Source organism: Pedobacter polysacchareus, from assembly GCF_019802255.1.
Lineage (GTDB): Bacteria > Bacteroidota > Bacteroidia > Sphingobacteriales > Sphingobacteriaceae > Pedobacter > Pedobacter polysacchareus.
The window spans coordinates 416,821-440,677 of record NZ_JAHYSS010000006.1; the positions used below are offsets into that span (position 1 = coordinate 416,821).

A 23,857-nucleotide genomic window follows, 5' to 3' on the forward strand; every position below is an offset into this window, starting at 1 on the left:
TCCAGTCCAGTCCAGTCCAGTCCAGTCCAGTCCAGTCCAGTCCAGTCCAGTCCAGTCCAGTCCAGTCCAGTCCAGTCACAACAGCTTTTTGAACTGTTCAAGTAAGTGATATTTTTTTTAAATAATAGAACTTAAGCTGTTTTATGGAACAGTGTAAAACGCTTCGCGTCTCCTATCCTTTGAATGGTTGGTGGATTGGAAATGATGACATCATCGACTGTGTTTTTTGTCACAAATACCCCAGCACCGATAATATTGTTATTTCCGATAAGGACATCTTCTTTCACAGAGGAATTGATTCCTAGGAAAGAATTATTTCCTACCATCACATTTCCGGCCAGGATATTACCAGAGAGCAGCACATTATGCCCAATTGTGGAATGGTGACCGATACGGGCGCCAATTAACATACAATTATTCCCAACCGTAACAAAAGGCTGAATATCACAGCATTGATCAATAAAAACATTTTGACCGACTATTAAATCCGGCCAAATATTTGCTTTTGAAGAGATGTAATTTGCAAAACCATATCCAGCTTCCTTTACTTTATAATAAAGGTTTTCTCTGGCACTATTTCTACCTATTGCAATATGCATTACGTACTCTTCTTTCGGATATTGCTCCATCACCTGATCAAAACTAAGGATCGGCAATCCGAGCATCGTGGTACCAGGCTTGGGAACGTAGGCTTCATCTACACAAAAAGCGGCCACTTCATGAGGACTATCATTAATAAAAGAGTAGCAAATAAATTCTGCCATTTTTCCAATTCCGTAAATAACAACTTTCATAATTTTATGTCTTTTATTTGAATATGCCAAATAAAGGTATGTTAAAATGGGCGTAAACATTACACAAATTGTGTTATTGAGCAACAGGTTTACAATCAATTAGCCAAAGAAATCGGTTTTTAAAATCAGTGATTAAATGGCTTATCTGAACATATTTCCCACACTTTCCAGGAAAGCACTCTTATTTAATAGATGGGATGGATCAATGTTCGATTGTAAACCCATTTCACATTTTTAGTCTTTTAGATTTACAATTTCAGTAGCATTAAGCTTACAATTGCTAGTTCTTCCCGGCTAAAAAAAAATCCAGTGCCCCCCTTCCCTTTTATTAATTTTCAAAAAAAACATAATTCCATTCGAACTGATCGCGAAAGTATTTAAGCATCACCACTTTTATCAAATCAGGAGAATTTCTTCTGCAATTACGGACGGATTTCAATAAAAATTATACTGCCAGGCAACCTATAATTTCATTGATTTTTTTTTAAAATAACTCTTCCCATAAAAATTTTTTATACTAATTTTGATGCACGAAAAAATCAAATAAACGCCGTTGTTTATATTTAAAAAGATTTTTTGTAATTTTAACGTATCAATACAAACCTTACTGAATTTATTTTTTTGTAATGAAAGATCCAAAAAAACCTACTAGCAAAAGTTCATTAGTTGACCCTGAAACTGACATCGATGATTCAAGTGAAGTAACCGGCAACAAGAAGTCGTATCAAGATGAAGACGACGACTTTGACATGCCTTTAGATGATCTGGATGGCTTCGATAATTTCAGTGACGACGATGACGACGATTATTAAAGAACAGTACATAGTATCTCTTTAAGCATCCCCTATAGGGATGCTTTTTATTTTAATTCAGCCCAGCATACATGCAGATTATACCCGTATCCGATTCAAAGACAAAAAAGGAATTTTTAAATGTGGCACGTTTTCTTTACAAAAATGATCCCAACTGGATTTGTCCGCTGGATAATGATATTGAGCAAATATTTGATGCGAAGAAGAATACCTTCTTTAACCACGGAAAATGCGCCCGCTGGATTTTAAAAGATACTGCTGGTCAAACCATTGGCCGGGTTGCTGCTTTTATCAATGACAAAAAAGCACATCAATACGAGCAGCCTACTGGCGGCATGGGCTTTTTCGAATGTATAGCTGATCAGCATGCGGCCTTCCTCCTGTTTGATACTGCAAAGCATTGGCTGCAGGAACAAGGCATGGAAGCCATGGACGGCCCAATCAATTTCGGGGAGAATGATTCTTTCTGGGGTTTGTTGGTAGAGGGCTTTACACCACCTTCTTACGGCATGAATTACAATCACCCATACTATCATGACTTTTTCAAAAACTATGGATTTGAGAAGTCTTACGAGCAAATCACCAATCACCTTGCCGTTAGAAAGCCTTTTCCTGAGCGCTTTACCAAAATCGCCAACTGGGTAGCCAATAAGCCTGGTTATACTTTTGAGCATTTCTCTAAAAAGAATTCTGAAAAATATGTACAGGACCTGATGGAAATCTACAATGACGGCTGGCAGGATTTTGAGAAGTTCGTTCCCATTAAAAAGGAAACTCTACAGGAAAGCTTTAAAAAGATGGAAACCATTATGGATGAAAAGCTGATCTGGTTTGCCTACATCAACGGGGAACCGGCCTCTTTTGTGGTGATCATTCCTGATGCCAATCAAATGATCAAAGGTTTTAACGGTAAATTGGGCTTAATTCAAAAGTTGATGTTCCTTTACAAACGCTGGGTTGGCGTCAACAGGATGCGTGCCATCGTGATGGGAACCAAGAAATCTTTCCAGAAACATGGATTAGAATCTGCACTTTTTATTAAACTTAAAGAATATGTGCTGCCTTTAAATCAATATGATGAGCTGGAATTGAGTTGGGTAGGAGATTTTAACGACAAGATGCTGTCGATACACGAAGCAACAGGTGCCACTTTTGGCAAACGACACCTGACGCTACGTAAAATATTTTAATAGCAAGCCTATCTTTCGCGGATTTCCTCATAAAGATCAATCACCTTCTTTTGGAGTTTAATGATCTCTTCTTCCCTCAAAGCAAGTTTATCTTTAAGGGCATTAATTTCTTCAAAATTAAGGGACTGTGGGTTTTCACCTTCTTTGGAGATGATGTCCATCGTCGATACCTGGAATAGGTTAGCAATTTGCTCTAATCTGGAGATGTTAATATCTGTAATACCAGTTTCTATTTTTGAAAAGGCAGGAATTGAAATATTTAGACGTTTGGCCACTTCCCCTTGGCTCCAGCCGTTCTTCTGGCGTAATTGTCTAATGTTTTTTCCAATGATATTCATGTGATAAATTTAGGTGTATTATTCTAGTTTCTACTTGATGTTAGGTAGTAGTCAACTCACGTGCCAATTTCACCAAATCTAAGCCACCAAAATTACCAGAGCTCATTAGTAATAAATTTGTGTGATTAAAATTCATACTCATAAAGTAATCTTTTAATTCGTCAGAATTATTAAAAAACTGTAATTCATTACAATTAAACGCATTTTGTACATCAAATTTGCTAAATGGTTTAATCTTTTTATGTTTAAAAGTTTCTTCATCAATGTATACAATTGAACAGTCAGCTTGTTTCATTGTATCTCTATATTGTGCTAAAAATTCTTTATTCAAACTACTAAATGTATGTAACTCTATACACGCTACCAATTTCCTTTCCGTAAACTGTGTTTTCACAGCTTCTATAGTCGCTTTCAGCTTTGAGGGGGAATGGGCAAAGTCTTTATAGACGTTCGTATGGTCTTTTTTGATCAATACTTCCAGTCTTTTTGCAGCCCCAGTGAAGGAAGAAATTGCAGCATTAAACTGTTCATTATTCAGACCTAAAGCCTCGCAAACTAAACGTGCCGCATTGAGGTTCATCAAGTTATGATTTCCAAACACATTTAACTCGGTGTGTTCAGGTAAAAGATAAGTTACACCATCTTTCAATTCATGCTCAGGAATCCCGTATCCTATTTTCTGTACATTAGCCGTAGACCTTGCCACCAATTGATTTAAATCTTCATCGGCAGTACAGTAAATCAATTTTCCTTCCGGTTGAATGGTATCAATAAACAATTCGAACTGACGGGTGTAATCCTCAAAAGTTGGAAAAACATTGATATGGTCCCAGGCAATTCCACTAATTACTGCAATATTTGCTTTATATAAATGAAATTTTGGTCTCCTGTCTATTGGGGAAGCCAGGTATTCATCGCCTTCAATAATGATGAGCGGAGCTTCGTCTGTGACTTTTACCATCGTATCAAATCCCGCCAGCTGCGCACCTACCAGGTAATCAAAATCGCGGTGGTAATAATTTAATACATGAAGAATCATAGAGGTAATGGTGGTTTTACCATGGCTGCCACCGATCACTACACGAAGTTTATCCTTAGTTTGCTCATAGATATATTCCGGGTAAGAGTAGATTTTAAGACCTAATTCCTGAGCTTTCAGCAATTCCGGATTATCCAGTAAGGCATGCATACCTAAAATTACGGCATCCAGATCCGCTGTTATCCTACTGGCATCCCAGCCCATCTGCTCCGGCAAAATGCCATGTCGGGCTAATCTGCTTCCTGAAGGTTCAAAAATAACATCATCAGAACCTGTTACCTGGTAGCCTTTTTTATGTAAGGCAATGGCCAGATTGTGCATGGCACTACCGCCAATTGCTATAAAATGTATGCGCATATTACAATGATAAAATAAGGTACAAAAAAATACCGCCGAAGCGGTATTGATCTTTAATCTTTTCTAAACTGGGCAGCAACCCATTCTCCTATTTTTTTATGATCTACATACCTGATCTGCAAAGCTTCACAGGCTGTTTTAATCATATCCAGATCTGGACTTTCATAAAAGCCACTGAAGAAAATACTTCCTCCTGAGGCCAGAACACCAGCATAAGTAGGGATTTGGTCCAATAGAATGTTTCTATTGATATTTGCCAGAATGATGTCGAAAGTTTGCTGAGGAATGGTTTCCTTACCACCGCAGGCAGCGGTTAAGTTGGTAATACCGTTCAGCTCAGAATTTTCTAAGGTACTCAGGTAACACACATCGTCGTTATCAATCGCGACCAATGATGCTGCGCCTTTTTTAGCCGCCAATATGGCAAGAATCCCTGTTCCGCAGCCCATATCCAGGATATTTTTCCCCTGAACATCTGTAGACAGAATATATTGCATCATCATGGTAGTGGTTTGATGGTGACCGGTACCAAAAGCCATCTTAGGATCAATCACAATCTCATATTGATATTGTGGCTGAGGTTCATGGAAAGTTGCCCTTACATAACACTGCTCGTCAATAATCAGAGGTTCGAAATTCTTCTCCCACTCCTCATTCCAGTTTTCTGCAGCAATCTCTGTAATGTCGTACGTAATTTCCAGTTCTTCTTTATAACTGTCCAGCACTTCTGTTAGATTTTCTAACGAGTAACTGTCCAGGTCAATAAATGCGGCAAAGCCATTTTCGGTATCTTCAAATGTATTAAAGCCAATCTCCGCCAAATCACTGATCAGCAAATCCTGCTGATATTCTTCTATCGCTGTAAAGCTGAATGTTACCTTGATGTATTGCATTAAGAATTGAAAGTTTTAACGATGTCAGTAAAGTCTCTTGATTTCAATGAAGCACCACCGATCAATCCACCATCAATATCCGTCTGAGCGAATAATTCTGCTGCATTTTTCGGGTTACAGCTGCCACCATAAAGGATGCTGGTACCTTCTGCGATATCAATGCCGTATTTAGTAGCGATTTCAGCACGGATAAAAGCATGCACTTCCTGTGCTTGTTCAGAAGAAGCGGTTAAGCCTGTTCCAATTGCCCAAACTGGTTCGTAAGCGATCACAATTTTAGCAAAATCAGCAGGTTCTAAACCAAAAACGCAATTTACCAATTGAGATTTAAGGACATCAAAATAACTTCCGTTATTTCTTTCGTCTAAAGTTTCACCAATACAAAAAAGTGGCGTTAAGCCGTTTTGTAAAGCAATTACTGTTTTTTGAGCCAATAACTCATCTGTTTCCGCGAAATACTGACGTCTTTCTGAGTGTCCGATGATGACATATTCACAGCCTACAGATTTAATCATCTTTGCAGAAGTCTCTCCTGTATAAGCGCCGCTTTCGTTTTGGTGACAATTTTGAGCACCAATTTTAACCGTTTCACCACCTAATTGTGCCAAACTGTTTAAATGAATAAATGGAGAACAGATGATGGCGATTTGGTCACCTTTTTTCTCATCTCTTACCATGTTCACGATTTCTGAGAATAAAGATACCCCTTCGGCATAGTCTAAATTCATTTTCCAATTTCCGGCAACGATTTTTTTTCTGGTCATAATTTTTATTGTTTTAGCGCCATGAAGCTAAGATAAAGGCTTCAATTCTGCTGTTTTTTTAGTGATAATTAACTCCTATATGACTTAGTCAATTCAAATACAGCGGTTAATATATTTCTTTCTTTCTCATCAAAAGGCAAGTTCCTACGTATAAACACCTGTTCTGCAGTTTCAAACATTTTTTCGAGGCGGTAAGTTTCAAATCCTTGTGCCCCACCCCATGAAAAATCAGGAAGGAAAGTTTTAGGGAATCCGGCACCAAAAACATTGGCTCCTACGCCTACAACTGACCCGGTATTGAACATGGTATTGATGCCGCATTTTGCATGGTCGGCCATGATCATTCCACAAAATAACATTCCTGTTTGCCTGAAATCATCCAGGGTATAATCCCAGATTTTCACTGAGGCATAGTTATTTTTAAGGTTCGAGTTATTGGTATCCGCACCAATATTACACCATTGTCCCATTACAGAATTGCCAAGATAACCTTCATGACCTTTAGAGGAATACCCCCAGATCACGGCGTTATTGATTTCTCCTCCAACCCGGCTAAATGGACCTATGGTAGTCTGTCCGTAGATTTTCGCCCCCATCTTGACTTGTGAATCATGGCAAAGTGCAAAGGATCCACGAATGTGTGCCCCTTCCCAGATCTGGCTGTTTTTACCAATATAAATTGGTCCGCTTAAGCTGTTCAATGTTGCACACTCCGCTCCTCCGCCTTCTTCTACAAAGACTTCTTCTCCAAGGATCACGTTAGTACTGCTTAATATTGCGGAAGAACGACCTTTTGTCAATAAACTAAAGTCTTTTTTCAGTTCTATATCATTGTTTTTAAAAATATCTTCCGGATGGAGGATTCTGATAATTGAAGCGCTATAAGCGACTGGTTTCAGCGCATTCAGCTCCTCTGGAGAGGTCCCAAAAGGCGCCCGGTAAGCAATCAGCAAATCTTCTTGTTTTAACACTTCACCATCACGCAAACGATCTATTGCTTCCAGTAAGCCTTCATCAGGACATACCGATCCATTGATGGACAAGCTGGCACTTGGCTGTGCTGGGTATTTAACAGAAAGATAAGGAATGGTCAGAAAGCCGGCAGTGGCATTTAAATGCCGCTCCCATTTTTGAGCTATGGTTAAAATTCCAACACGGAGGTCGGCAACCGGTCTTGTGAAAGATAGCGGACGTAAGGATGCCCAGGCATTATCATCAAATAAATTGATTTTCATAAGTAACAAAAATAAAAAAAGTCCCGAAGCAACAGCACCGGGACTTTAAAATAATTACTTTTTTTGTAGAATTACTTCTTAGCGTAACGAGTTTTAAATTTATCGATACGACCAGCTGTATCTACTAACTTCATTTTACCAGTATAGAAAGGGTGTGAAGTATGAGAAATCTCTAATTTGTATAGAGGGTATTCGTTACCATCTTCCCATTTGATGCTTTCTTTAGTATCTACACAAGATTTCGTTAAGAAAGAGTACTCATTTGACATATCTTTAAATACTACAAATCTATAGTTTGATGGATGCAGATCTTTTTTCATGATGCTTTTATATTATTATTTCCTTATTTCTCGCTTATTTTTAAGGTTGCAAATATCCTAAAATTATTTTTCATTAGCAAGGAAGTCTTGAAAAATTATCTACTATACTTTTTCCGGGTCTCAATTTTCTCTTTTTGTCGCCTTAAATAGGCATCAGCAATGACTTCAGCGGAAGGGAGTTCGGAATTACTGATCAAAAGGCTTTTTAATTTCTCCTCATCTACGTCTGTCCGGTACAATATGTTCATCATTTTGGAGATGTCATTGTCGAGCAGGTAGGCAAAAGCCTGCACCAATCGTTCCCTGATCTGCGCTTCTGTCCAGATTTCCTCAACTTCAAAGTCTTTCCCGACGATACTGCTCAATGCTTTTAAATCTTCCATCCTTTTATAGCGGTTTAATCTCTTGACACAGTTCTAACAATACGCCGTTTGTCCCTTTCGGATGAAGAAAACAGACCAGTTTATTGTCGGCACCCAGCTTAGGCTGCTCATTCAAAAGCACAAAACCGTCATTTTTTAACCGTTCCATCTCCGCCAGGATATCTTCCACATCAAAAGCAATGTGGTGAATGCCCTCCCCTTTTTTCTCGAGGAACTTTGCAATCGGACTTTCCGGGCTGCTGGCCGACAGCAATTCAATTTTATTGGGTCCAACCTGAAAAAACGCAGTATTTACGCCTTCAGAAAGCACCGCTTCTTTTTTATAACAAGCAGTATTTAATAATTTCTCATAAAGATCACAGGAAAAATCCAGGTCTTTTACAGCGATCCCAATGTGCTCTATCTTTTTCATAATTGCTTAAACGGTTAGAAAAATGTAAAAATGCAGGTTTTACCTATACGGTCATAGCTATTATTTATAATTGTTGGCATTCTTTTTTCGTACATTTGTCTATTATTAAGAATAATTACATACGATGGAACTTCCTATTTACTTAGATAACAATGCAACTACTCCTCTTGATCCAAGGGTATTAGAAGCGATGCTACCATATTTCACCAACAAATTTGGTAATGCTGCCAGCCGTAACCACGCTTTTGGATGGGTGGCAGAAGAAGGTGTTGACTACGCTCGTGAACAAGTGGCGAAACTAATTGGCTGTACTGATAAAGAGATCATCTTTACTTCAGGTGCTACAGAAGCAGACAATTTAGGTATCAAAGGAGTTTACGAAATGTATCAGGACAAAGGTAACCATATCATTACCGCTACTACTGAGCACAAAGCAGTTTTAGATGCTTGTAAACACCTGGAAAAACTAGGTGCTAAAGTAACTTACTTACAAGTGAAAGCTGATGGTCTAATCGATCTTCAGGAACTTGAAGCTGCAATGACTGAACAAACGATTTTAGTAACCATCATGTATGGTAACAATGAGATCGGCGTAATTCAGCCAGTTAAAGAAATATCTGCTATTGCTCATAAACATGGTGCATTATTCATGACTGATGCGACACAAGCTGTAGGAAAAATCCCTGTAGACGTAAACGCTGATGGTATTGACTTAATGGCATTTTCAGCACATAAAATGTACGGCCCTAAAGGTGTTGGTGCATTATATGTACGCCGTAAAAACCCAAGGGTTAAAGTAACTGCACAGATTGATGGTGGTGGTCATGAGCGCGGCATGCGTTCAGGAACGTTAAATGTACCTGGTATCGTTGGTTTAGGTAAAGCATGTGAACTTTGTCGTTTGGAGATGGATGAAGAAGCAAAACGTTTATCTGCATTAAGAGATAAATTGGAAGGCGCTTTATCCCAAATGGAAGAAAGTTATGTAAATGGTAACACAGAACACCGTTTGCCTCATGTAGCTAATATTTCCTTCAAATATGTAGAAGGTGAAGGCTTAATGATGTCGATGAAAGACCTTGCCGTATCTTCAGGATCTGCTTGTACTTCTGCTTCATTAGAACCTTCTTATGTATTGAAAAGCTTAGGTCTTTCTGATGATTTAGCGCACTCTTCTATCCGTTTCGGATTGGGTCGTTTCACGACTGAAGAAGAAATTGATTTTGCTATTGAGCACACTAAAGCAGCAGTAAATCACTTAAGAGAACTTTCTCCACTATGGGAAATGTTTAAAGAAGGAATTGACTTAAGTAAAATTGAATGGGCTGAGCACTAAGCTACACCCATTAATAAACAATATTTAAAATATAATCCCCGGAAACGGAGATTTGGAGGAAAACAAAATGGCATACTCAGAAAAAGTAATGGAACATTATACCAACCCTAGAAATGTTGGTACTTTAAATAAAGACAGCAAGAATGTAGGAACAGGATTAGTTGGCGCACCTGAGTGCGGTGACGTAATGCGCCTGCAGATTGAAGTAGATGACAACAATGTGATCACAGATGCAAAATTCAAAACCTTTGGTTGCGGATCTGCAATTGCTTCTTCTTCTTTAGCTACTGAATGGTTAAAAGGAAAAACTGTAGATGAGGCTTTGACCATCGACAATATGGACATCGTGGAAGAATTGGCTTTACCGCCGGTAAAAATCCACTGTTCAGTATTGGCTGAAGATGCGATCAAATCTGCAATCAACGATTACCGTATTAAAAACGGTATGGAGCCAATTGCAATGCCTAAATCTCATCACTAATTTCAATCATAGTTTGGCAGGCAATTTGATTTGTTTTGCTAAACTTTAATTTTTAAAACGATGATTACGATAACCGATAAAGCAAAAAGCAAAATTGATCACCTGATGCAAGATGCGCAGATGGATGACACTTATTTTTTGCGCGTCTCTGTAAAAGGTGGAGGTTGCTCTGGTTTATCATACAATTTAGATTTTGATAACGAAGAAAAAACCGGAGATCAGTTTTTCGAGGACAGAGGAATCAGGATCGCATTAGATATGAAATCCTTTCTTTATCTAGCCGGTACTGAGCTTGACTTTTCAGATGGTCTAAACGGAAAAGGATTCAATTTCCATAACCCTAACGCAAGTCGTTCCTGCGGTTGTGGCGAGAGTTTCTCTGTTTAATTCCTAAACCTTATTGATATAAAAGGGCACTGATGTGCCCTTTTTTCATGAACTGATTTTTTCTTAACAAAGAAAAGTTTATCATTGTTCCTCCAATCAAACAAAATAAATTACCATGGTAACATTTAATGAGTTTTCTACCGTCCCAAGTCTCTTGAGAAATGTGGTGGAAAACATCCATAAACCCACCGAGACTTTTCTCATTCATAAGAAGAATGCAGACTGGGAAGAAATCTCATTTGAAACCACACTGAAACGTGCAGATGCTATAGCTTCATTTTTCCTCGACAAAGGAATTGTAAAAGGTGACCGGATGGGCTTAATGATCGAAAACTCTCCAGACTATGTTTACTATGACCAGGGGATCCAGCAGATTGGTGCAATTAACGTGTCCATCTACCCTACGCTATCTGAACAGGAAGTCACTTACATCATCAACGATTCAGGAATCAGAGCAATTCTGATCGGCAATCCTTTTCTATATAAAAAAGTAACTAAAATAGCCGAGAACTGTAGAAATCTGGAATATATCATCCCAGTTTTTCCAGATTATCAAAAGATTGCTTTGCCGGAAGGAATGAAGGCAGAAATCATTCCTTTTTCTACCTTGCTGGAAAGCCCGGTAACTGAAGAAAGACGTGCGGAGATTACCCGCATCCGGGAATCGCTGCGCCCTTCTGATACTTCCTCGCTAATTTATACCTCTGGTACTACAGGCACCCCAAAAGGAGTAGTCCTTTCGCACAACAACTTTGTACAAAACGTAAAAGTTTGTTTGCAGCAAATCCCAATTATCGACGAAACAGAAACCTTTTTATCTTTTCTACCCCTATCTCATGTGTTTGAGCGTACGGCAACGTACCATGTTTGCTGTGCACAAGGCTGTAAAATTGCTTACGCACAAAGTTTAGAGCTACTGGCCAAAAACATGGCAGAGATCAAACCGACCGTCATGAGCTGCGTGCCTCGCTTATTGGAAAGAATCCACGACAAAGCCATCAAAAGCGGTACAGCTGGAGGTGGGTTAAAGGCAAAGATTTTCCTTTGGGCTTTGGACATCGGACAGCAATATCGTGCGGAGAAAGAAGCAGGCAGAAAACCAGGCTTGATCTTATCAGCTAAAAAAGCAGTTGCCGAAAAACTGGTATTCAGCAAAATCAAGGAAAAAACCGGTGGACGATTAAAATTCATGTTATCCGGCGGTGCTGCACTACCTAAAAATGTGGGTGAGTTTTTCGGAAACCTGGGCATTAAAGTGCTGGAAGGTTTTGGTTTAACAGAAACTTCGCCTGTTATGGCGGTAACGGAATACGACAGACAAGTATATGGTACCGTTGGCCGTGTGATTCCGGGTATTGAAATTGGCATTCAAAACATAGAAACTAAAGAAATCATCAATATCCAAACGCATGAAACCTTCCAGGAGGATTTTGAATGCGCAGAAGGAGAAATTATTGTCCGCGGACATTGTGTGATGCAAGGTTATTTTAACAAACCTGCAGAAACCGCAGAAGCCATTGATAAAGACAATTGGTTCCATACCGGTGACATTGGTCGTTTTTACAAAGGAAATCTCCAGATCACCGACCGCTTAAAAAACATGATCGTCAATGCTTACGGAAAAAATGTATACCCTACTCCGGTAGAAAACATTTACCTGAAAAGCCCTAAAATCGAGCAACTGTTTCTTATTGGTGATAAAAGAGAGTATTTAACGGCGATCATTATCCCAAATAAAGAAAGCTTACAGGAAGAGTTCCAGCTTACAGAGGCCTTTTTCCAACAACCCCAGCTATTTATTGAAGATAAAGAAATCGTGGAATGGATGGCGAAAGACATCAAAAAACTCTCTAATGAGCTGGCCAAGTTTGAGCGCATCAAAAACTTCAAAATCAAAAGAAACCCTTTTAGCATCGAAGATGGAGAGCTTACGCCAACGATGAAAGCGAAAAGAAAAGTCATTGAAAGCAAGTACGCCGCTAACATCGACGAGATGTATCAGGAAGAAGTGGAAGCAGATTAAACCTCATTTTAGAACAAATGTGAGATTAATGCCTCCTTTAATCGTTTAAAAACCTCACAAATCACTATTTTTGTGAGGTCACAGAATTCTGTGAAATAATCAGCATAAAATAAACCTTTTCCGGCATGATGCCGGACAGATCACAAATATGAGTACAGGACTATCAGAACAAGAGTTGTTGCGTAGAAATTCGCTAAACCAACTTCGTGAATTAGGGATCGATCCCTACCCTGCTGAAGCATTTGAAATCAATGCCCATGCCGCAGATATTTTAGCTAACTACGAAAGAGATAAGACTGCATATAAGAACATTAGCATTGCAGGCCGTATCATGACCCGCAGAATTATGGGAAGTGCTGCCTTCGTAGAATTGCAAGATTCGACAGGAAGAATACAAGTTTATTTAAAAAGAGACGAGTTGTGCCCTGATGAAGATAAAACCCTATACAACACCGTATTCAAGAAGTTATTGGATCTGGGCGACTTTATAGGCGTAAAAGGCTATGTTTTCACTACCCAGACTGGTGAGATCTCTGTACACGTTACAGAATTTAAATTGTTATCAAAATCCTTAAAGCCTTTACCAGTAGTAAAACGCGATGAGGAAGGAAATATTTACGATGGTTTTACGGATCCTGAATTGCGTTACAGACAGCGTTATGTGGATCTTACGGTAAACCCTGGATTCAAACAGATATTCATCAACCGTTCAAAAGTCATCAATACGATGAGAAACTACTTTGATGAACAAGGATGGATGGAAGTAGAAACTCCGATTCTTCAGCCCATTCATGGTGGTGCAGCGGCGCGTCCATTTACGACACACCACAACACCCTGGATATGCCTTTATACCTGCGTATTGCAAATGAGCTTTACCTGAAAAGGCTAATTGTAGCTGGTTTCGACGGCGTTTATGAGTTCGGTAAAATGTTCAGAAATGAAGGTATGGACCGTACCCATAACCCAGAATTCACCTCTATGGAAATCTATGTAGCTTATAAAGACTACATCTGGATGATGGCCATGGTAGAAGATTGTCTGGAAAAAATCACAGTGGCAATTCATGGAAAAGCAGAAATTGAAGTGGGTAAACACAAAATCAATTTCGAAGGTCCTTATGAAAAACTAACCATGTACGAATCTATTCAGAAATATACTGGAATAGATGTATCAGACATGACAGAGGATCAGATCAAAGAGGTTTGCAAGAGTCTGAATATTGAAGTAGATGCTTCCATGGGCAGAGGAAAGCTGATCGATGAGTTGTTTAGTGAGAAAGTAGAAGCCAACCTGATCCAGCCAACTTACATCACGGATTATCCTTTGGAAATGACGCCATTGGCTAAAAAACACAGAAGTAAAGAAGGCCTGGTAGAAAGATTTGAGCTGTTTGTAAATGGTAAAGAAATTGCCAATGCCTATTCAGAGCTGAACGATCCTATTGATCAGAAAGAACGTCTGATCGATCAATTGAAACTGGCTGAAAGAGGCGATGATGAAGCAATGGCCATGGACGACGATTTTATTCGTGCATTGGAATATGGTATGCCTCCAACCTCTGGTTTAGGTATTGGAATCGATAGATTGGTCATGTTAATGACGAACCAGTCGACCATCCAGGAAGTTTTATTCTTCCCTCAGATGAGACCAGAGAAAAAAGCAAAAGTAACTACCGATGAAGATTTCGTAAAAGCTGGCATCCCGACTGAATGGGTTCCGGTGATCAGAAAGATGAACATCAATACCATTGAAGAGTTGAAAGCAGCGAACCCAAACAAGGTTTTTAACGATCTTGGAGGAATGCGCAAGAAAATGAAGCTGGAATTAACGATGCCTTCAAAAGAGGCAGTTGAAGCTTGGTTTGCTTAACAAACACATAACATAAACTTAAAGGCTTGCTACAAAATATGTAGCAAGCCTTTTTTAATTTTAGACATATTTAAAACCTAGAAAATATGTACAGCTCAAGTTTAGAAATCACAGACAACGAATACTGCATCAAACTCAACAAAGAAGATTTTGACTTGACTTTGATCCGTCAGCTGATCACCAGAATCCAGTCGGAGCAATTGTTCTTCAGCAGAAAGAAAGATGATATGGATGATGATATCATCAGCAGAGCCAATCAAGACAGCTATGAGAATTTTGACAGACTGAGTGAAAAATAAAAAGCCACATTTTCATGTGGCTTTTTACTCATTTCTTTAATATTTTCTACTTGTACCTTACTTGCTGCTGTCTGTCCATCATGCCCATCTGATCTTTCATCTGTTTGATCTGATCAGCAAGTAATTTATTCTTATCGGCTTTTTTCGCTTCTGCTAAATACATCTGCGCTTCTCTTTTATTTCTCTTTCCCATCGCAATTCCCGCAAGGCTTAATTTAGCCAATGCGATGTTGTGGTCCATAGTCATTCCTAAAGTAAGTGCTTTCTTAAAGTACTTCTCAGAAGCCATTGGCGCTTTTCTGGATTCAATTAAACCGATCAGCAAGTTGTAATAACCGTGCTGTGCTCTAATCAATTGTTTTTCATAATCAGTGATTCTTCTTAAGAAAACTTCCGATTTAGGCATGTTGTCTTTTCTCAAATACCACTGCGCAAGCAACATATTCTCATTGAAGAAGTAAGTTACCAGGATTAAAAGACTGATGAAAAATGCTAAAATTCCCCATCCCCATAAACCGAAGACCATCAGGGCGATGGCCCCTCCTAACACTGCGAAACCTATAATAAGGCGAACTATATTTGGCATATTCCTTTTAAATTATTTTTTGCAAATATCGTGTTTATATCACAAAAAGCAGATTTAATTTATAATTTCAATAAAGAAAAGGAGGATGCTCCCGATCAGCCTATAAAACCAACCCAAATCTGCGATGAAAAAGTTAATTACCTTTACGCTACTATTATTTGCTATGACAGCCAGTTCACAAGAAATCAACAAGAAAACAAAAGATGCTGCCGGGAATACGACAGGATTGATCAATATCTGCAGCAGAGCGGGTTTACAAGCCCTGCCAGAGATGCAGCACAGGTATGACGTCGAATATCCAGCCTATCAGCCGGACGCAAATACGATCATCGCCTTGCAGCCTTTGATGAAAGATAAAAAGATCACCATTGTAATGGGCACCTGGTGCGGTGATAGTCAGCTGCAGGTCCCTCATTTTTACAAAATGCTGGATGCCTTAAATTTCAAAGAACAAGACATTACCCTGATTTGCGTAGACCACAGCAAACAAGCGGAAAACGGGCTGATCGATGGTATGAACATCAGTCATGTCCCTACTTTCATTCTTACCGAAGCAGGGAAAGAGCTGGGCCGCATCACAGAATCACCAAGAGCAACGCTGGAAAAAGATATGTTGAGTATCTTCGCGAAAAAATAAAATATGTTTATTGATATAGATATGCCACTGAATTTAGATACGAGCTGGCACACCCATTTGGAGCCAGAGTTTGACAAAGCCTACATGAAAGCTTTGAAAACATTTTTATTGGAAGAGAAAGCACAGGGTCATGAGATCTATCCTAAGAGCACAGATGTATTTAATGCCTTAAACCATACACCATTCGACCAAGTGAAGGTGGTGATCCTGGGACAGGATCCTTATCATGGACCAGGCCAGGCACATGGTCTTTCATTTTCCGTGCAAAAGGGAGTTACAGTTCCACCCTCTCTAAAAAACATTTATAAAGAACTGAGCACAGATATGGAAGGATTCAAAACGCCTGACCATGGAAATCTGACCCAATGGGCAGATCAAGGAGTACTCTTATTAAATGCCACGCTCACAGTCAGGGCGAGAACAGCGGGTTCCCACCAGAACAGAGGATGGGAAACCTTTACGGATACCATCATCAAAGAATTATCGGAAAAAAGAACGGGATTGATTTTCATTCTCTGGGGCGCCTATGCGCAAAAGAAAATTGCCTTAATAGATACGAGTAAACATACTGTGATCACTTCGCCTCACCCCTCTCCTTTTTCAGCTTATACTGGTTTCTTTGGCAGCAAGCCATTTTCAAAAACCAATGCACAATTGATCAAAGAAGGGAAAACTCCAATCAACTGGCAAATCAGCTAAAAACCAAAAGGGCTGAGACAAAATATAGTCTCAGCCCTTTTAACCTTAAAACAGGATCGATCCCTGTCTCTCCTAAGTGAATAGGAAGTGTTTTAGTATTCCAAAGGAACAATTGGTTCTTTCTTCGTCGTAGACATGATCATCATTGTTTGGAAAGTTTTCACTACGGAGATCTTACTGATCTTATCCATAATCAAACGCTCGTAAGCTTTGATGTCATTTACATATACCTTCAACAGAAAATCTGCTTGTCCGGTTACATGGTGACATTCTGTGATTTCTTTAATTTGATTCACTTCATCCAGAAAAATCTGAATCGTGTTGTTCTTATGAAAATCCAATTGAACCTGGATGAAAGTTTTTATTCCTAAACCTAGCTTCTCTTCATCTACCAAGGCATGATAACTTTTTATGAAACCCGACATCTCCAGTTTACGTACCCTTTCTAAGGTAGGTGCCGGAGAAAGTCCGATTTCCTGGGATAAAAGAAGGTTGGTAATCCTACCGTTTTCTTGTAATAGTTTCAGTATTTTAAAGTCTGTTTTATCTAATTCTGCTGCCATCTGTGTTTAAAATATGATCAAAGGTAGACTACCAACGTAAAAACACCAAATTTTATTCTAAAAATCGTACAAATAATTGTAGTTTATTTCTCTTTAATTTTTTAGATTTGTCTAAACATTTAGTTAGACACACAGAAATGCAATCATTCACCGAAGAGAACTACCTGAAAATCATCTACCATTTATCGGAGAACAATGAAGAATCGGTACAAACCAATGCGATTGCTGAAAAAATGCAGACCAGACCTGCTTCCGTAACTGATATGCTGAGAAAGCTTTCAGAAAAGGAATTGATCCTATATAAAAAATATCAGGGCGCACGTTTAACACCTGCCGGCCGGCAAACCGCGATCAATGTGATCAGGAAACACCGCCTTTGGGAAGTGTTTTTAGTGGAAAAACTAAATTTTAAATGGGATGAAGTTCATGACATTGCCGAAGAGCTTGAGCACATCAATTCTCAGGAACTGGTAGAGCGGCTGGATGAATTTCTGGCTTTCCCAAAAAATGATCCCCATGGTGATCCGATTCCTGACAAAAATGGAAATTTCGATTTCGTCCCATTCATAAAGCTAAGTAGGCTTAAAAAAGACGACCGCGGTCTGATCATGGGCGTAAGTGAACATTCTTCTGCTTTTTTAAAGCACCTGGAGAAATTGGGCCTTACGTTAGGGAAATCATTAACCATTAGTACCATCAATGAATTTGATGGATCCGTAGAAATTATTATAGAAGAAAAGAAAATAAGTGTCACCAGAGAAATAGCCAAGCACATACTCATCAGGATCTAAAATGAAGCATTCCGAATCTCTAAGCGAAGTAAATCAAAGTGTAGACACCAGCAAACGCAAAGGCTGGCGTCGTATTTTATCATTTATCGGCCCTGCCTATTTAGTGAGTGTCGGTTATATGGACCCCGGAAACTGGGCCACAGACATTGCCGGAGGTAGTAAATTCGGATATCAGCTGATCTGGATCCTGTTAATGTCCAATCTGATCGCCCTGCTGCTGCAATCTTTGAGTGCCAGACTTGGTATCGTTAGAGGACTGGATTTAGCCCAGGCTTCAAGAAATGCTTATCCTAAATGGATCAACATTCCATTGTTCGGCCTCGCGCAAACTGCGATTATCGCCTGTGATCTGGCAGAGATCATTGGTATGGCCATTGGTTTACAGTTATTATTCGGGCTGCCTTTGATCTGGGGAATCAGTGTGACTATTCTTGACACTGTCCTGCTGCTGTTTCTGATGAATAAAGGCATGCGTAAAATGGAGGCTTTTATCGTATCCATGGTGTTTATTGTAGGCTTCTCCTTCCTCGTAGAGATGTTTATTGTAGAACCTAACCTAAAAGAAATCGTTAAGGGACTTGAACCTTCAGTACTATCAGGTGAAGCCTTATACATTGCGATTGGGATTATTGGCGCAACAGTCATGCCCCACAACCTCTATCTTCATTCTTCTCTGGTGCAGACGAGGAAGTTTGAGCGGGACGAAAAAGGTATCAAAGAAGCCATTAAATTCAATTTCATTGATACTGCAGTTGCCCTAAATATGGCATTCTTTGTCAACGCAGCGATCTTGATTCTTGCCGCGGCAGCCTTCTATAAAAACGGCTTACATGAAGTTGCGGAGATCCAGGATGCCCACAGACTACTGCAAAACATCTTTGGAGATGTAGCCCCTACATTATTTGCCATCGCTTTGATTGCCGCTGGACAAAGTTCAACAGTAACCGGTACCCTTGCCGGACAAATCGTGATGGAAGGCCATTTAAAGCTGAGGATCCAGCCTTGGCTGCGTCGTTTAATCACCCGTTTACTTGCCATCATCCCTGCTTTCTTCACCATCTTAATTCTCGGCGACAATGCTTTAGGCGGTTTACTGATTTTGAGTCAGGTGGTACTGAGTTTACAGCTGGGCTTTGCAGTAATCCCATTGATTCATTTCACTTCGGATAAGAAAACGATGAAAAGCTTTGCCATCAAACCATGGGTAAAAGTATTGGCCTGGATCAGCTCTATTCTCATTGTGGCCCTAAATGTGAAACTGGTAGTGGAAGAAATTAGCAGCTGGACCAGCGATAATCACAGTTGGTACTTATATGTACTGGTCATTCCTGCAGCCATACTGATCGGCTTATTGTTATTATATATTTTCATTTATCCATTCCTGAATAAAACGGAACAAGGGCAGCACAATGTTCCGCATGGCGATGCGCTGGACATAGAGGAGATCGAGAAAATCAATTATTCACGCATTGGCATTACGGTTGATTTCTCGAAAAATGACCGGAACACCATTCGCCATGCCCTGATTCAGGGTGGAAAAAAAGCGGATTACTACCTGATACATGTCGTGGAAACTGCTGTGGCCAGGTATCATGGAAAAGCAGCACTAGATGCAGAAACCTTGAGTGACGCAGAAAACCTGGAAAAATACCGCGCAAATTTAAAAGACCTGGGGTATAAATCCAGTGCTCACATTGGATACGGGGGAACGGTGACTGCTATTGTAGAAATCAGTAAACAGAATGACCTGGAATTATTGGTGATGGGCGCGCATGGCCACCAAGGTATAAAAGACCTGATTTTAGGAACTACAGTGAACTCTGTAAGGCATAAAGTAACTATTCCCGTATTAATTGTCCGATAAAATTCAGAAATCCCTATTTCTTTCGGATATTAGCGGTATTCTTATAAAATCCGGCATAGAATTTATCTCTGCCGGGCTTTGTGAAAATTGATACAAATGAAGAACGATATTCAAATTAAAAATAAAAGAGCTTACTTCGATTACCACATTGTGGAGGAGTTTAATGCCGGATTAGCCCTGTTGGGTACCGAGATTAAAGCCATCAGACAAGGTAAAGCGAATATGTCCGATGCCTTCTGCATGTTCATAGGTGATGTTCTTTACGTTAGAAACTTACATATTTCAGAATATAGCCATAGCTCTTTCCACCACCACGATATCAAACGTGACCGGGTTTTGCTGCTCCATAAGAAAGAACTTAAAAAGTTAAAATTCAGAAGCGAAGAAAAGGGTTATACCATTGTTCCCCTAAGGATTTACACTAACGACAGAGGTTATGCAAAGATTCAGATTGCTTTAGCCCAGGGTAAGAAGGAATTCGACAAAAGAGACAGTATTAAAGACAGAGAATCCAAAAGAGAAATGGATCGTGCAATGAAAGAATAAAAGCCTGGGAATTAACCTACCAGGCCTGATCTCCTACTAAAGGCACAAAACGGAAAGTATCCAGTTCAATCCTATCGTAATCCGTTTCACTGACGCGGATGACGGTTACCATTTTCTGGGTATTTTCATCGCCAACAGGGATCACCATAATACCGCCTATTTTCAATTGCTTCAATAGCGCTTCAGGAACCCATGGTGCGCCTGCAGTCACGATAATCTTGTCGTATGGCGCGTGCTCCACAATACCTTTAGAGCCATCTCCGAAGAAAAAGTGTGCATTGTATCCCATTCCAGGTAAAACGCGAATGGTATGGCGGTAAATACTTTCCTGACGTTCAATCGTATACACATTGGCCCCCAATTCCATTAATATACAAGTCTGATAACCAGAACCCGTTCCAATTTCCAGTACCTGATCTCCTTTTTTGATGTGGAGCAGCTCACTTTGATAAGCTACCGTATAAGGCTGTGAAATGGTTTGTCCATCACCAATAGGAAAAGCGATGTCCTTATAGGCCTGATTCCAGAAAGTTTCATCAAAGAAAAAATGACGTGGCACTTTCCCAATCGCGTCCAGCACCCGCCTATCGGTGATGCCTCTACCTTCAAGATGAGCAACCAATTTCTTTCTCGCTCCCCGCTCCCTGTAATTATCTACAAACTTATATGCCATTACCCAAAAATAGCTTTTTGAAATCTAATGTGACCACATAATCTACAGCAAAATTATAATCCTCACAGTATCAATCGCAATAAAACTAGTAAGGGTCTACATCCACCTGAACAATTGCCCCGCGGTACTCCTTTTCTGCCTGAAATTGCAATATAACGTCCTTTAATATCGATTTCACTTTAGTGATGGCTGTATTTTTATCTGTCTTAATAATGATTTGCTTGATGTAATAATTCCTGATTCTACCTACCATTGGCTGCTCTGGTCCAAGTACCCGGCTCCCCAGATGTCCTTTCAAAACATTAGCGAATTTCTGTGCGGCAACATTCAGCAGGTTCATGTCTTTATGTTTAATATTGACAAAAATCACCCTGGTAAAAGGCGGATATTGGAATTCTCTTCGCTCACGAATCTCATCCGTATACATTTCCTGGTATTTATTATCAATTACCTGAGTAATGATCCGGTGTTTATCATCATAAGCCTGAATGATCACCTTTCCTTGTTTGTCCCTTCTTCCAGCTCTACCCGCTACTTGTGCCAGCAATTGATAGCTTCTTTCGAAAGCTCTGAAATCCGGATAGTTCAATAAAGTATCGGCATTGATCACCCCGATGAGGGTCACATTGTCGAAATCCAGTCCTTTCGCCACCATTTGTGTACCGATCAGGATATCAGTTTTCTTTTCCTGGAAATCAGAAATGATCTGCTGCAATCCATTTTTCGTTCTGGTACTGTCGACATCTAACCTTGCTATTTTCGCTTCCGGGAAGATCAGCGTCAGTTCCTCTTCTACCCTTTCAGTTCCAAAACCTTTTTGCTCAATATGTACAGAACCGCAAGCCGGACACACATTGATGCTATTTTGATGGTAACCGCAATAATGGCAATGTAACTTGCCGCTGGTTTTATGATACGTTAAACTCACATCACAGCTCACACATTTTGGGGCATAACCGCAAGTTGCACAGATTAGGATCGTAGCATAACCACGTCTATTTTGAAACAGGATTACCTGTTCTTTTAGCTTCAAAGTATTATCGATTTCTTCCACCAGCTGACTGGAGAAATAAGAAATCATCTTTTTCTTTTTTGTCTCTTCTGAAATGCTGATCACCTCCTGAATAGGCAGAGCGACCCCACCAAATCGTTCAGACATCGTCACCAGGCCATATTTTTGGTGCAGCGCATTGAAATAGCTTTCAATAGATGGCGTAGCCGAACCCAATACTACTTTTGCCTTATGTAACCAGGCCAGATACACTGCTGCATCCCTTGCCTGATAACGTGGTGCCGGTTCCTGCTGTTTGTAGGAAGATTCGTGCTCCTCATCAATGACAATCAGTTTTAGGTTCTGGAAAGGTAAAAACACTGCAGATCTGGCGCCTAAAACAATCCGGTACTTACCATTGATCACCTTATTCCAGATTTCTACCCTTTCATTGTTGTTGAATTTAGAGTGATATACCCCAATTGCATCCCCAAAATAACGCTGGATCCGCTCTACAATCTGAGTAGTCAGGGCAATCTCCGGCAGGAGGAATAAAACCTGTCCGCCGTTTTCAATTGCTTTTTCAATCAGTCTGATGTATACCTGTGTTTTACCTGAGGCCGTGACCCCATGTAAAAGCACCACATCTTTCTTTTCAAATTCTGTTTCAATTTGTGTCAAAGCCAGCTGCTGGTTTTCGCTCAATTCAAAGTTCAGCACAAAATCATCGTCCTGCTCTTTGAGTCTGCTCACCGGCTTCTTCTCGATCACAAAAACTTCTTTATCCATCAACGTTTTTAGCGCGGCTGAACCACAATCACTCTCTTCCTGAAGTTGTGCCTTCGGAATCGTGCTTTGTTGCCTGGACAACTTTAAATAAGTCAGCAGTGCATTCAATTGCTTTGGAGCGCGCTCTAAAACAGCGAAGAGTTCTTTCAAATTCTCTTCATCCTGGTAAAATGGATGGAGGGTGACAAAAGATTTTAACAATGGTTTATACTTTTCTATCACCTCTTCGGCAATATACACCATCTCCTTATCCAGTAAAGTATTGATGATCGGATACACGGTTTTCTGTCCTAACAAAGCAGATACCTGATCTATTGTCAATCGACCATGCACTTTTAACGCATTGATGAGAGTTTCTTGTTTAAGATTGAGCACTTCACCATCCTGAGGAAATTCTTCTTTCAGCACGATGATCGTTTCACTGGCCAGCTTCAAACCTGCGGGCAATGCTGCCGCCATCACTTCTCCCTCATTACAAAGGTAATAGCTAGTCATCCATTCCCAGAATTCCAGCTGTAAAGCCGTAATTACCGGATGTTCATCCACCACATCGATGATGTATTTGGCCTGATAAATTTCCGGAGCCTGCTGACTGACGCTTTTAATCAGCGCCGTATAAATTTTACTTTTCCCGAACTGAACCACCACACGCTTTCCTACCGCAATCTGATCATTCAGTTCAAAAGGCACCCTATAGATATAATTCTTCGCCAACGACAATGGCAAGATCACTTCGATAAACAGCGTTTCCCGTTCTTCGAATTCCAGTTGACCAGCACTCATCC

Annotated in this window: 26 protein-coding genes; 13 read left to right on the plus strand and 13 right to left on the minus strand. The window is 39.9% G+C overall.

All coding sequences use genetic code 11. From position 1 onward, the window contains the following. Positions 1–131 precede the first annotated feature (131 nt). The gene (locus K7X70_RS19250) at positions 132–794 is read right to left on the minus strand and encodes an acetyltransferase (RefSeq protein WP_222538606.1); all 663 of its coding nucleotides are present in this window, start codon (positions 792–794) and stop codon (positions 132–134) included. 626 nt (positions 795–1,420) lie between these two features. Between K7X70_RS19250 and K7X70_RS19255 the strand changes: the two genes are divergently transcribed. Both K7X70_RS19255 and K7X70_RS19260 read left to right on the plus strand, forming a co-directional pair. Further along, on the plus strand, positions 1,421–1,606 hold the full coding sequence (locus tag K7X70_RS19255) for a hypothetical protein (RefSeq protein ID WP_222538607.1): 186 nt from the start codon (positions 1,421–1,423) through the stop codon (positions 1,604–1,606). A 71-nt stretch (positions 1,607–1,677) separates the two neighbouring features. Then, positions 1,678–2,796, plus strand: a complete 1,119-nt coding sequence (locus K7X70_RS19260) for a GNAT family N-acetyltransferase (protein WP_222538608.1) — start codon at positions 1,678–1,680, stop codon at positions 2,794–2,796. Positions 2,797–2,804: 8 nt separating this feature from the next. Here K7X70_RS19260 and K7X70_RS19265 read toward each other — a convergent pair whose 3' ends face one another. The 8 genes from K7X70_RS19265 to mce all read right to left on the minus strand — a co-directional run bounded on the left by K7X70_RS19265 (position 2,805) and on the right by mce (position 8,537). Then, the gene (locus tag K7X70_RS19265) at positions 2,805–3,134 is read right to left on the minus strand and encodes a helix-turn-helix domain-containing protein (RefSeq protein ID WP_062549721.1); all 330 of its coding nucleotides are present in this window, start codon (positions 3,132–3,134) and stop codon (positions 2,805–2,807) included. 40 nt (positions 3,135–3,174) lie between these two features. Continuing rightward, the gene (locus K7X70_RS19270) at positions 3,175–4,530 is read right to left on the minus strand and encodes a UDP-N-acetylmuramate--L-alanine ligase (protein ID WP_222538609.1); all 1,356 of its coding nucleotides are present in this window, start codon (positions 4,528–4,530) and stop codon (positions 3,175–3,177) included. A 53-nt stretch (positions 4,531–4,583) separates the two neighbouring features. Next, positions 4,584–5,423, minus strand: a complete 840-nt coding sequence (prmA, locus tag K7X70_RS19275) for a 50S ribosomal protein L11 methyltransferase (RefSeq protein ID WP_222538610.1) — start codon at positions 5,421–5,423, stop codon at positions 4,584–4,586. Continuing rightward, on the minus strand, positions 5,423–6,187 hold the full coding sequence (tpiA, locus tag K7X70_RS19280; protein WP_222538611.1) for a triose-phosphate isomerase: 765 nt from the start codon (positions 6,185–6,187) through the stop codon (positions 5,423–5,425). The genes prmA and tpiA overlap by 1 nt, the downstream gene beginning before the upstream one ends. 68 nt (positions 6,188–6,255) lie before the next feature. After that, positions 6,256–7,422, minus strand: coding sequence for a putative sugar nucleotidyl transferase (locus K7X70_RS19285; RefSeq protein WP_222538612.1), 1,167 nt, complete (start codon positions 7,420–7,422; stop codon positions 6,256–6,258). Positions 7,423–7,493: 71 nt separating this feature from the next. Next, entirely contained in the window at positions 7,494–7,742 is a 249-nt protein-coding gene (locus K7X70_RS19290; protein ID WP_062549726.1) for a type B 50S ribosomal protein L31, read from the minus strand. Positions 7,743–7,837: 95 nt separating this feature from the next. After that, positions 7,838–8,125 (minus strand): hypothetical protein, encoded by a 288-nt coding sequence (locus K7X70_RS19295; RefSeq protein ID WP_222538613.1) that lies wholly within the window; start codon positions 8,123–8,125, stop codon positions 7,838–7,840. Positions 8,126–8,129: 4 nt separating this feature from the next. Continuing rightward, the gene (mce, locus tag K7X70_RS19300) at positions 8,130–8,537 is read right to left on the minus strand and encodes a methylmalonyl-CoA epimerase (RefSeq protein WP_222538614.1); all 408 of its coding nucleotides are present in this window, start codon (positions 8,535–8,537) and stop codon (positions 8,130–8,132) included. A gap of 124 nt (positions 8,538–8,661) precedes the next feature. Here mce and K7X70_RS19305 point away from each other — a divergent pair, with 124 nt between their 5' ends. The 6 genes from K7X70_RS19305 to K7X70_RS19330 all read left to right on the plus strand — a co-directional run bounded on the left by K7X70_RS19305 (position 8,662) and on the right by K7X70_RS19330 (position 14,933). Then, on the plus strand, positions 8,662–9,873 hold the full coding sequence (locus K7X70_RS19305; RefSeq protein ID WP_062549729.1) for an IscS subfamily cysteine desulfurase: 1,212 nt from the start codon (positions 8,662–8,664) through the stop codon (positions 9,871–9,873). Between the two features lie 67 nt (positions 9,874–9,940). Next, complete coding sequence (iscU, locus tag K7X70_RS19310) at positions 9,941–10,354, plus strand: Fe-S cluster assembly scaffold IscU (RefSeq protein WP_222538615.1); 414 nt, start codon at positions 9,941–9,943, stop codon at positions 10,352–10,354. 60 nt (positions 10,355–10,414) lie between these two features. Further along, positions 10,415–10,741 (plus strand): HesB/IscA family protein, encoded by a 327-nt coding sequence (locus K7X70_RS19315; protein WP_062549731.1) that lies wholly within the window; start codon positions 10,415–10,417, stop codon positions 10,739–10,741. A gap of 115 nt (positions 10,742–10,856) precedes the next feature. Continuing rightward, complete coding sequence (locus K7X70_RS19320) at positions 10,857–12,764, plus strand: AMP-dependent synthetase/ligase (RefSeq protein ID WP_222538616.1); 1,908 nt, start codon at positions 10,857–10,859, stop codon at positions 12,762–12,764. A gap of 148 nt (positions 12,765–12,912) precedes the next feature. After that, positions 12,913–14,634 (plus strand): lysine--tRNA ligase, encoded by a 1,722-nt coding sequence (gene lysS, locus K7X70_RS19325; RefSeq protein ID WP_222538617.1) that lies wholly within the window; start codon positions 12,913–12,915, stop codon positions 14,632–14,634. A gap of 86 nt (positions 14,635–14,720) precedes the next feature. Further along, positions 14,721–14,933 (plus strand): hypothetical protein, encoded by a 213-nt coding sequence (locus tag K7X70_RS19330; RefSeq protein ID WP_222538618.1) that lies wholly within the window; start codon positions 14,721–14,723, stop codon positions 14,931–14,933. A 46-nt stretch (positions 14,934–14,979) separates the two neighbouring features. Here K7X70_RS19330 and K7X70_RS19335 read toward each other — a convergent pair whose 3' ends face one another. Continuing rightward, complete coding sequence (locus K7X70_RS19335) at positions 14,980–15,519, minus strand: hypothetical protein (RefSeq protein WP_062549735.1); 540 nt, start codon at positions 15,517–15,519, stop codon at positions 14,980–14,982. A 124-nt stretch (positions 15,520–15,643) separates the two neighbouring features. On the opposite strand from K7X70_RS19335, the gene K7X70_RS19340 reads away from it, so the two are divergent. Together K7X70_RS19340 and ung are read left to right on the plus strand one after the other, a co-directional pair. After that, on the plus strand, positions 15,644–16,156 hold the full coding sequence (locus tag K7X70_RS19340; RefSeq protein WP_222538619.1) for a thioredoxin family protein: 513 nt from the start codon (positions 15,644–15,646) through the stop codon (positions 16,154–16,156). 21 nt (positions 16,157–16,177) lie between these two features. Beyond that, complete coding sequence (gene ung, locus K7X70_RS19345) at positions 16,178–16,855, plus strand: uracil-DNA glycosylase (RefSeq protein WP_222538768.1); 678 nt, start codon at positions 16,178–16,180, stop codon at positions 16,853–16,855. A gap of 92 nt (positions 16,856–16,947) precedes the next feature. On the opposite strand, the gene K7X70_RS19350 is transcribed toward ung, so the two are convergent. After that, positions 16,948–17,418: an Lrp/AsnC family transcriptional regulator gene (locus K7X70_RS19350; RefSeq protein ID WP_048906633.1), complete on the minus strand. Its 471-nt coding sequence runs from the start codon at positions 17,416–17,418 to the stop codon at positions 16,948–16,950. 137 nt (positions 17,419–17,555) lie between these two features. On the opposite strand from K7X70_RS19350, the gene K7X70_RS19355 reads away from it, so the two are divergent. From K7X70_RS19355 to smpB, 3 genes are all read left to right on the plus strand, one after another. Next, entirely contained in the window at positions 17,556–18,209 is a 654-nt protein-coding gene (locus K7X70_RS19355) for a metal-dependent transcriptional regulator (protein WP_222538620.1), read from the plus strand. 1 nt (position 18,210) lies between these two features. After that, entirely contained in the window at positions 18,211–20,073 is a 1,863-nt protein-coding gene (locus tag K7X70_RS19360; RefSeq protein ID WP_222538621.1) for an Nramp family divalent metal transporter, read from the plus strand. A gap of 96 nt (positions 20,074–20,169) precedes the next feature. Then, complete coding sequence (gene smpB, locus K7X70_RS19365) at positions 20,170–20,619, plus strand: SsrA-binding protein SmpB (protein WP_182961031.1); 450 nt, start codon at positions 20,170–20,172, stop codon at positions 20,617–20,619. 16 nt (positions 20,620–20,635) lie between these two features. Here smpB and K7X70_RS19370 read toward each other — a convergent pair whose 3' ends face one another. Beyond that, complete coding sequence (locus tag K7X70_RS19370; RefSeq protein WP_222538622.1) at positions 20,636–21,292, minus strand: protein-L-isoaspartate(D-aspartate) O-methyltransferase; 657 nt, start codon at positions 21,290–21,292, stop codon at positions 20,636–20,638. 85 nt (positions 21,293–21,377) lie between these two features. Next, positions 21,378–23,855 carry a replication restart helicase PriA gene (gene priA, locus K7X70_RS19375; RefSeq protein WP_222538623.1) on the minus strand — a complete coding sequence of 826 codons (2,478 nt, stop codon included), beginning with the start codon at positions 23,853–23,855 and terminating at the stop codon, positions 21,378–21,380. Between the last annotated feature and the right edge of the window lie 2 nt (positions 23,856–23,857).

Bases quoted from the DNA above. Each gene is read 5' to 3' on its own strand.
- K7X70_RS19250 (WP_222538606.1), bottom strand. From the start codon at position 794: ATGAAAGTTGTTATTTACGGAATTGGAAAAATGGCAGAATTTATTTGC.
- K7X70_RS19255 (WP_222538607.1), top strand. From the start codon at position 1,421: ATGAAAGATCCAAAAAAACCTACTAGCAAAAGTTCATTAGTTGACCCT.
- K7X70_RS19260 (WP_222538608.1), top strand. From the start codon at position 1,678: ATGCAGATTATACCCGTATCCGATTCAAAGACAAAAAAGGAATTTTTA.
- K7X70_RS19265 (WP_062549721.1), bottom strand. From the start codon at position 3,134: ATGAATATCATTGGAAAAAACATTAGACAATTACGCCAGAAGAACGGC.
- K7X70_RS19270 (WP_222538609.1), bottom strand. From the start codon at position 4,530: ATGCGCATACATTTTATAGCAATTGGCGGTAGTGCCATGCACAATCTG.
- prmA (WP_222538610.1), bottom strand. From the start codon at position 5,423: ATGCAATACATCAAGGTAACATTCAGCTTTACAGCGATAGAAGAATAT.
- tpiA (WP_222538611.1), bottom strand. From the start codon at position 6,187: ATGACCAGAAAAAAAATCGTTGCCGGAAATTGGAAAATGAATTTAGAC.
- K7X70_RS19285 (WP_222538612.1), bottom strand. From the start codon at position 7,422: ATGAAAATCAATTTATTTGATGATAATGCCTGGGCATCCTTACGTCCG.
- K7X70_RS19290 (WP_062549726.1), bottom strand. From the start codon at position 7,742: ATGAAAAAAGATCTGCATCCATCAAACTATAGATTTGTAGTATTTAAA.
- K7X70_RS19295 (WP_222538613.1), bottom strand. From the start codon at position 8,125: ATGGAAGATTTAAAAGCATTGAGCAGTATCGTCGGGAAAGACTTTGAA.
- mce (WP_222538614.1), bottom strand. From the start codon at position 8,537: ATGAAAAAGATAGAGCACATTGGGATCGCTGTAAAAGACCTGGATTTT.
- K7X70_RS19305 (WP_062549729.1), top strand. From the start codon at position 8,662: ATGGAACTTCCTATTTACTTAGATAACAATGCAACTACTCCTCTTGAT.
- iscU (WP_222538615.1), top strand. From the start codon at position 9,941: ATGGCATACTCAGAAAAAGTAATGGAACATTATACCAACCCTAGAAAT.
- K7X70_RS19315 (WP_062549731.1), top strand. From the start codon at position 10,415: ATGATTACGATAACCGATAAAGCAAAAAGCAAAATTGATCACCTGATG.
- K7X70_RS19320 (WP_222538616.1), top strand. From the start codon at position 10,857: ATGGTAACATTTAATGAGTTTTCTACCGTCCCAAGTCTCTTGAGAAAT.
- lysS (WP_222538617.1), top strand. From the start codon at position 12,913: ATGAGTACAGGACTATCAGAACAAGAGTTGTTGCGTAGAAATTCGCTA.
- K7X70_RS19330 (WP_222538618.1), top strand. From the start codon at position 14,721: ATGTACAGCTCAAGTTTAGAAATCACAGACAACGAATACTGCATCAAA.
- K7X70_RS19335 (WP_062549735.1), bottom strand. From the start codon at position 15,519: ATGCCAAATATAGTTCGCCTTATTATAGGTTTCGCAGTGTTAGGAGGG.
- K7X70_RS19340 (WP_222538619.1), top strand. From the start codon at position 15,644: ATGAAAAAGTTAATTACCTTTACGCTACTATTATTTGCTATGACAGCC.
- ung (WP_222538768.1), top strand. From the start codon at position 16,178: ATGCCACTGAATTTAGATACGAGCTGGCACACCCATTTGGAGCCAGAG.
- K7X70_RS19350 (WP_048906633.1), bottom strand. From the start codon at position 17,418: ATGGCAGCAGAATTAGATAAAACAGACTTTAAAATACTGAAACTATTA.
- K7X70_RS19355 (WP_222538620.1), top strand. From the start codon at position 17,556: ATGCAATCATTCACCGAAGAGAACTACCTGAAAATCATCTACCATTTA.
- K7X70_RS19360 (WP_222538621.1), top strand. From the start codon at position 18,211: ATGAAGCATTCCGAATCTCTAAGCGAAGTAAATCAAAGTGTAGACACC.
- smpB (WP_182961031.1), top strand. From the start codon at position 20,170: ATGAAGAACGATATTCAAATTAAAAATAAAAGAGCTTACTTCGATTAC.
- K7X70_RS19370 (WP_222538622.1), bottom strand. From the start codon at position 21,292: ATGGCATATAAGTTTGTAGATAATTACAGGGAGCGGGGAGCGAGAAAG.
- priA (WP_222538623.1), bottom strand. From the start codon at position 23,855: ATGAGTGCTGGTCAACTGGAATTCGAAGAACGGGAAACGCTGTTTATC.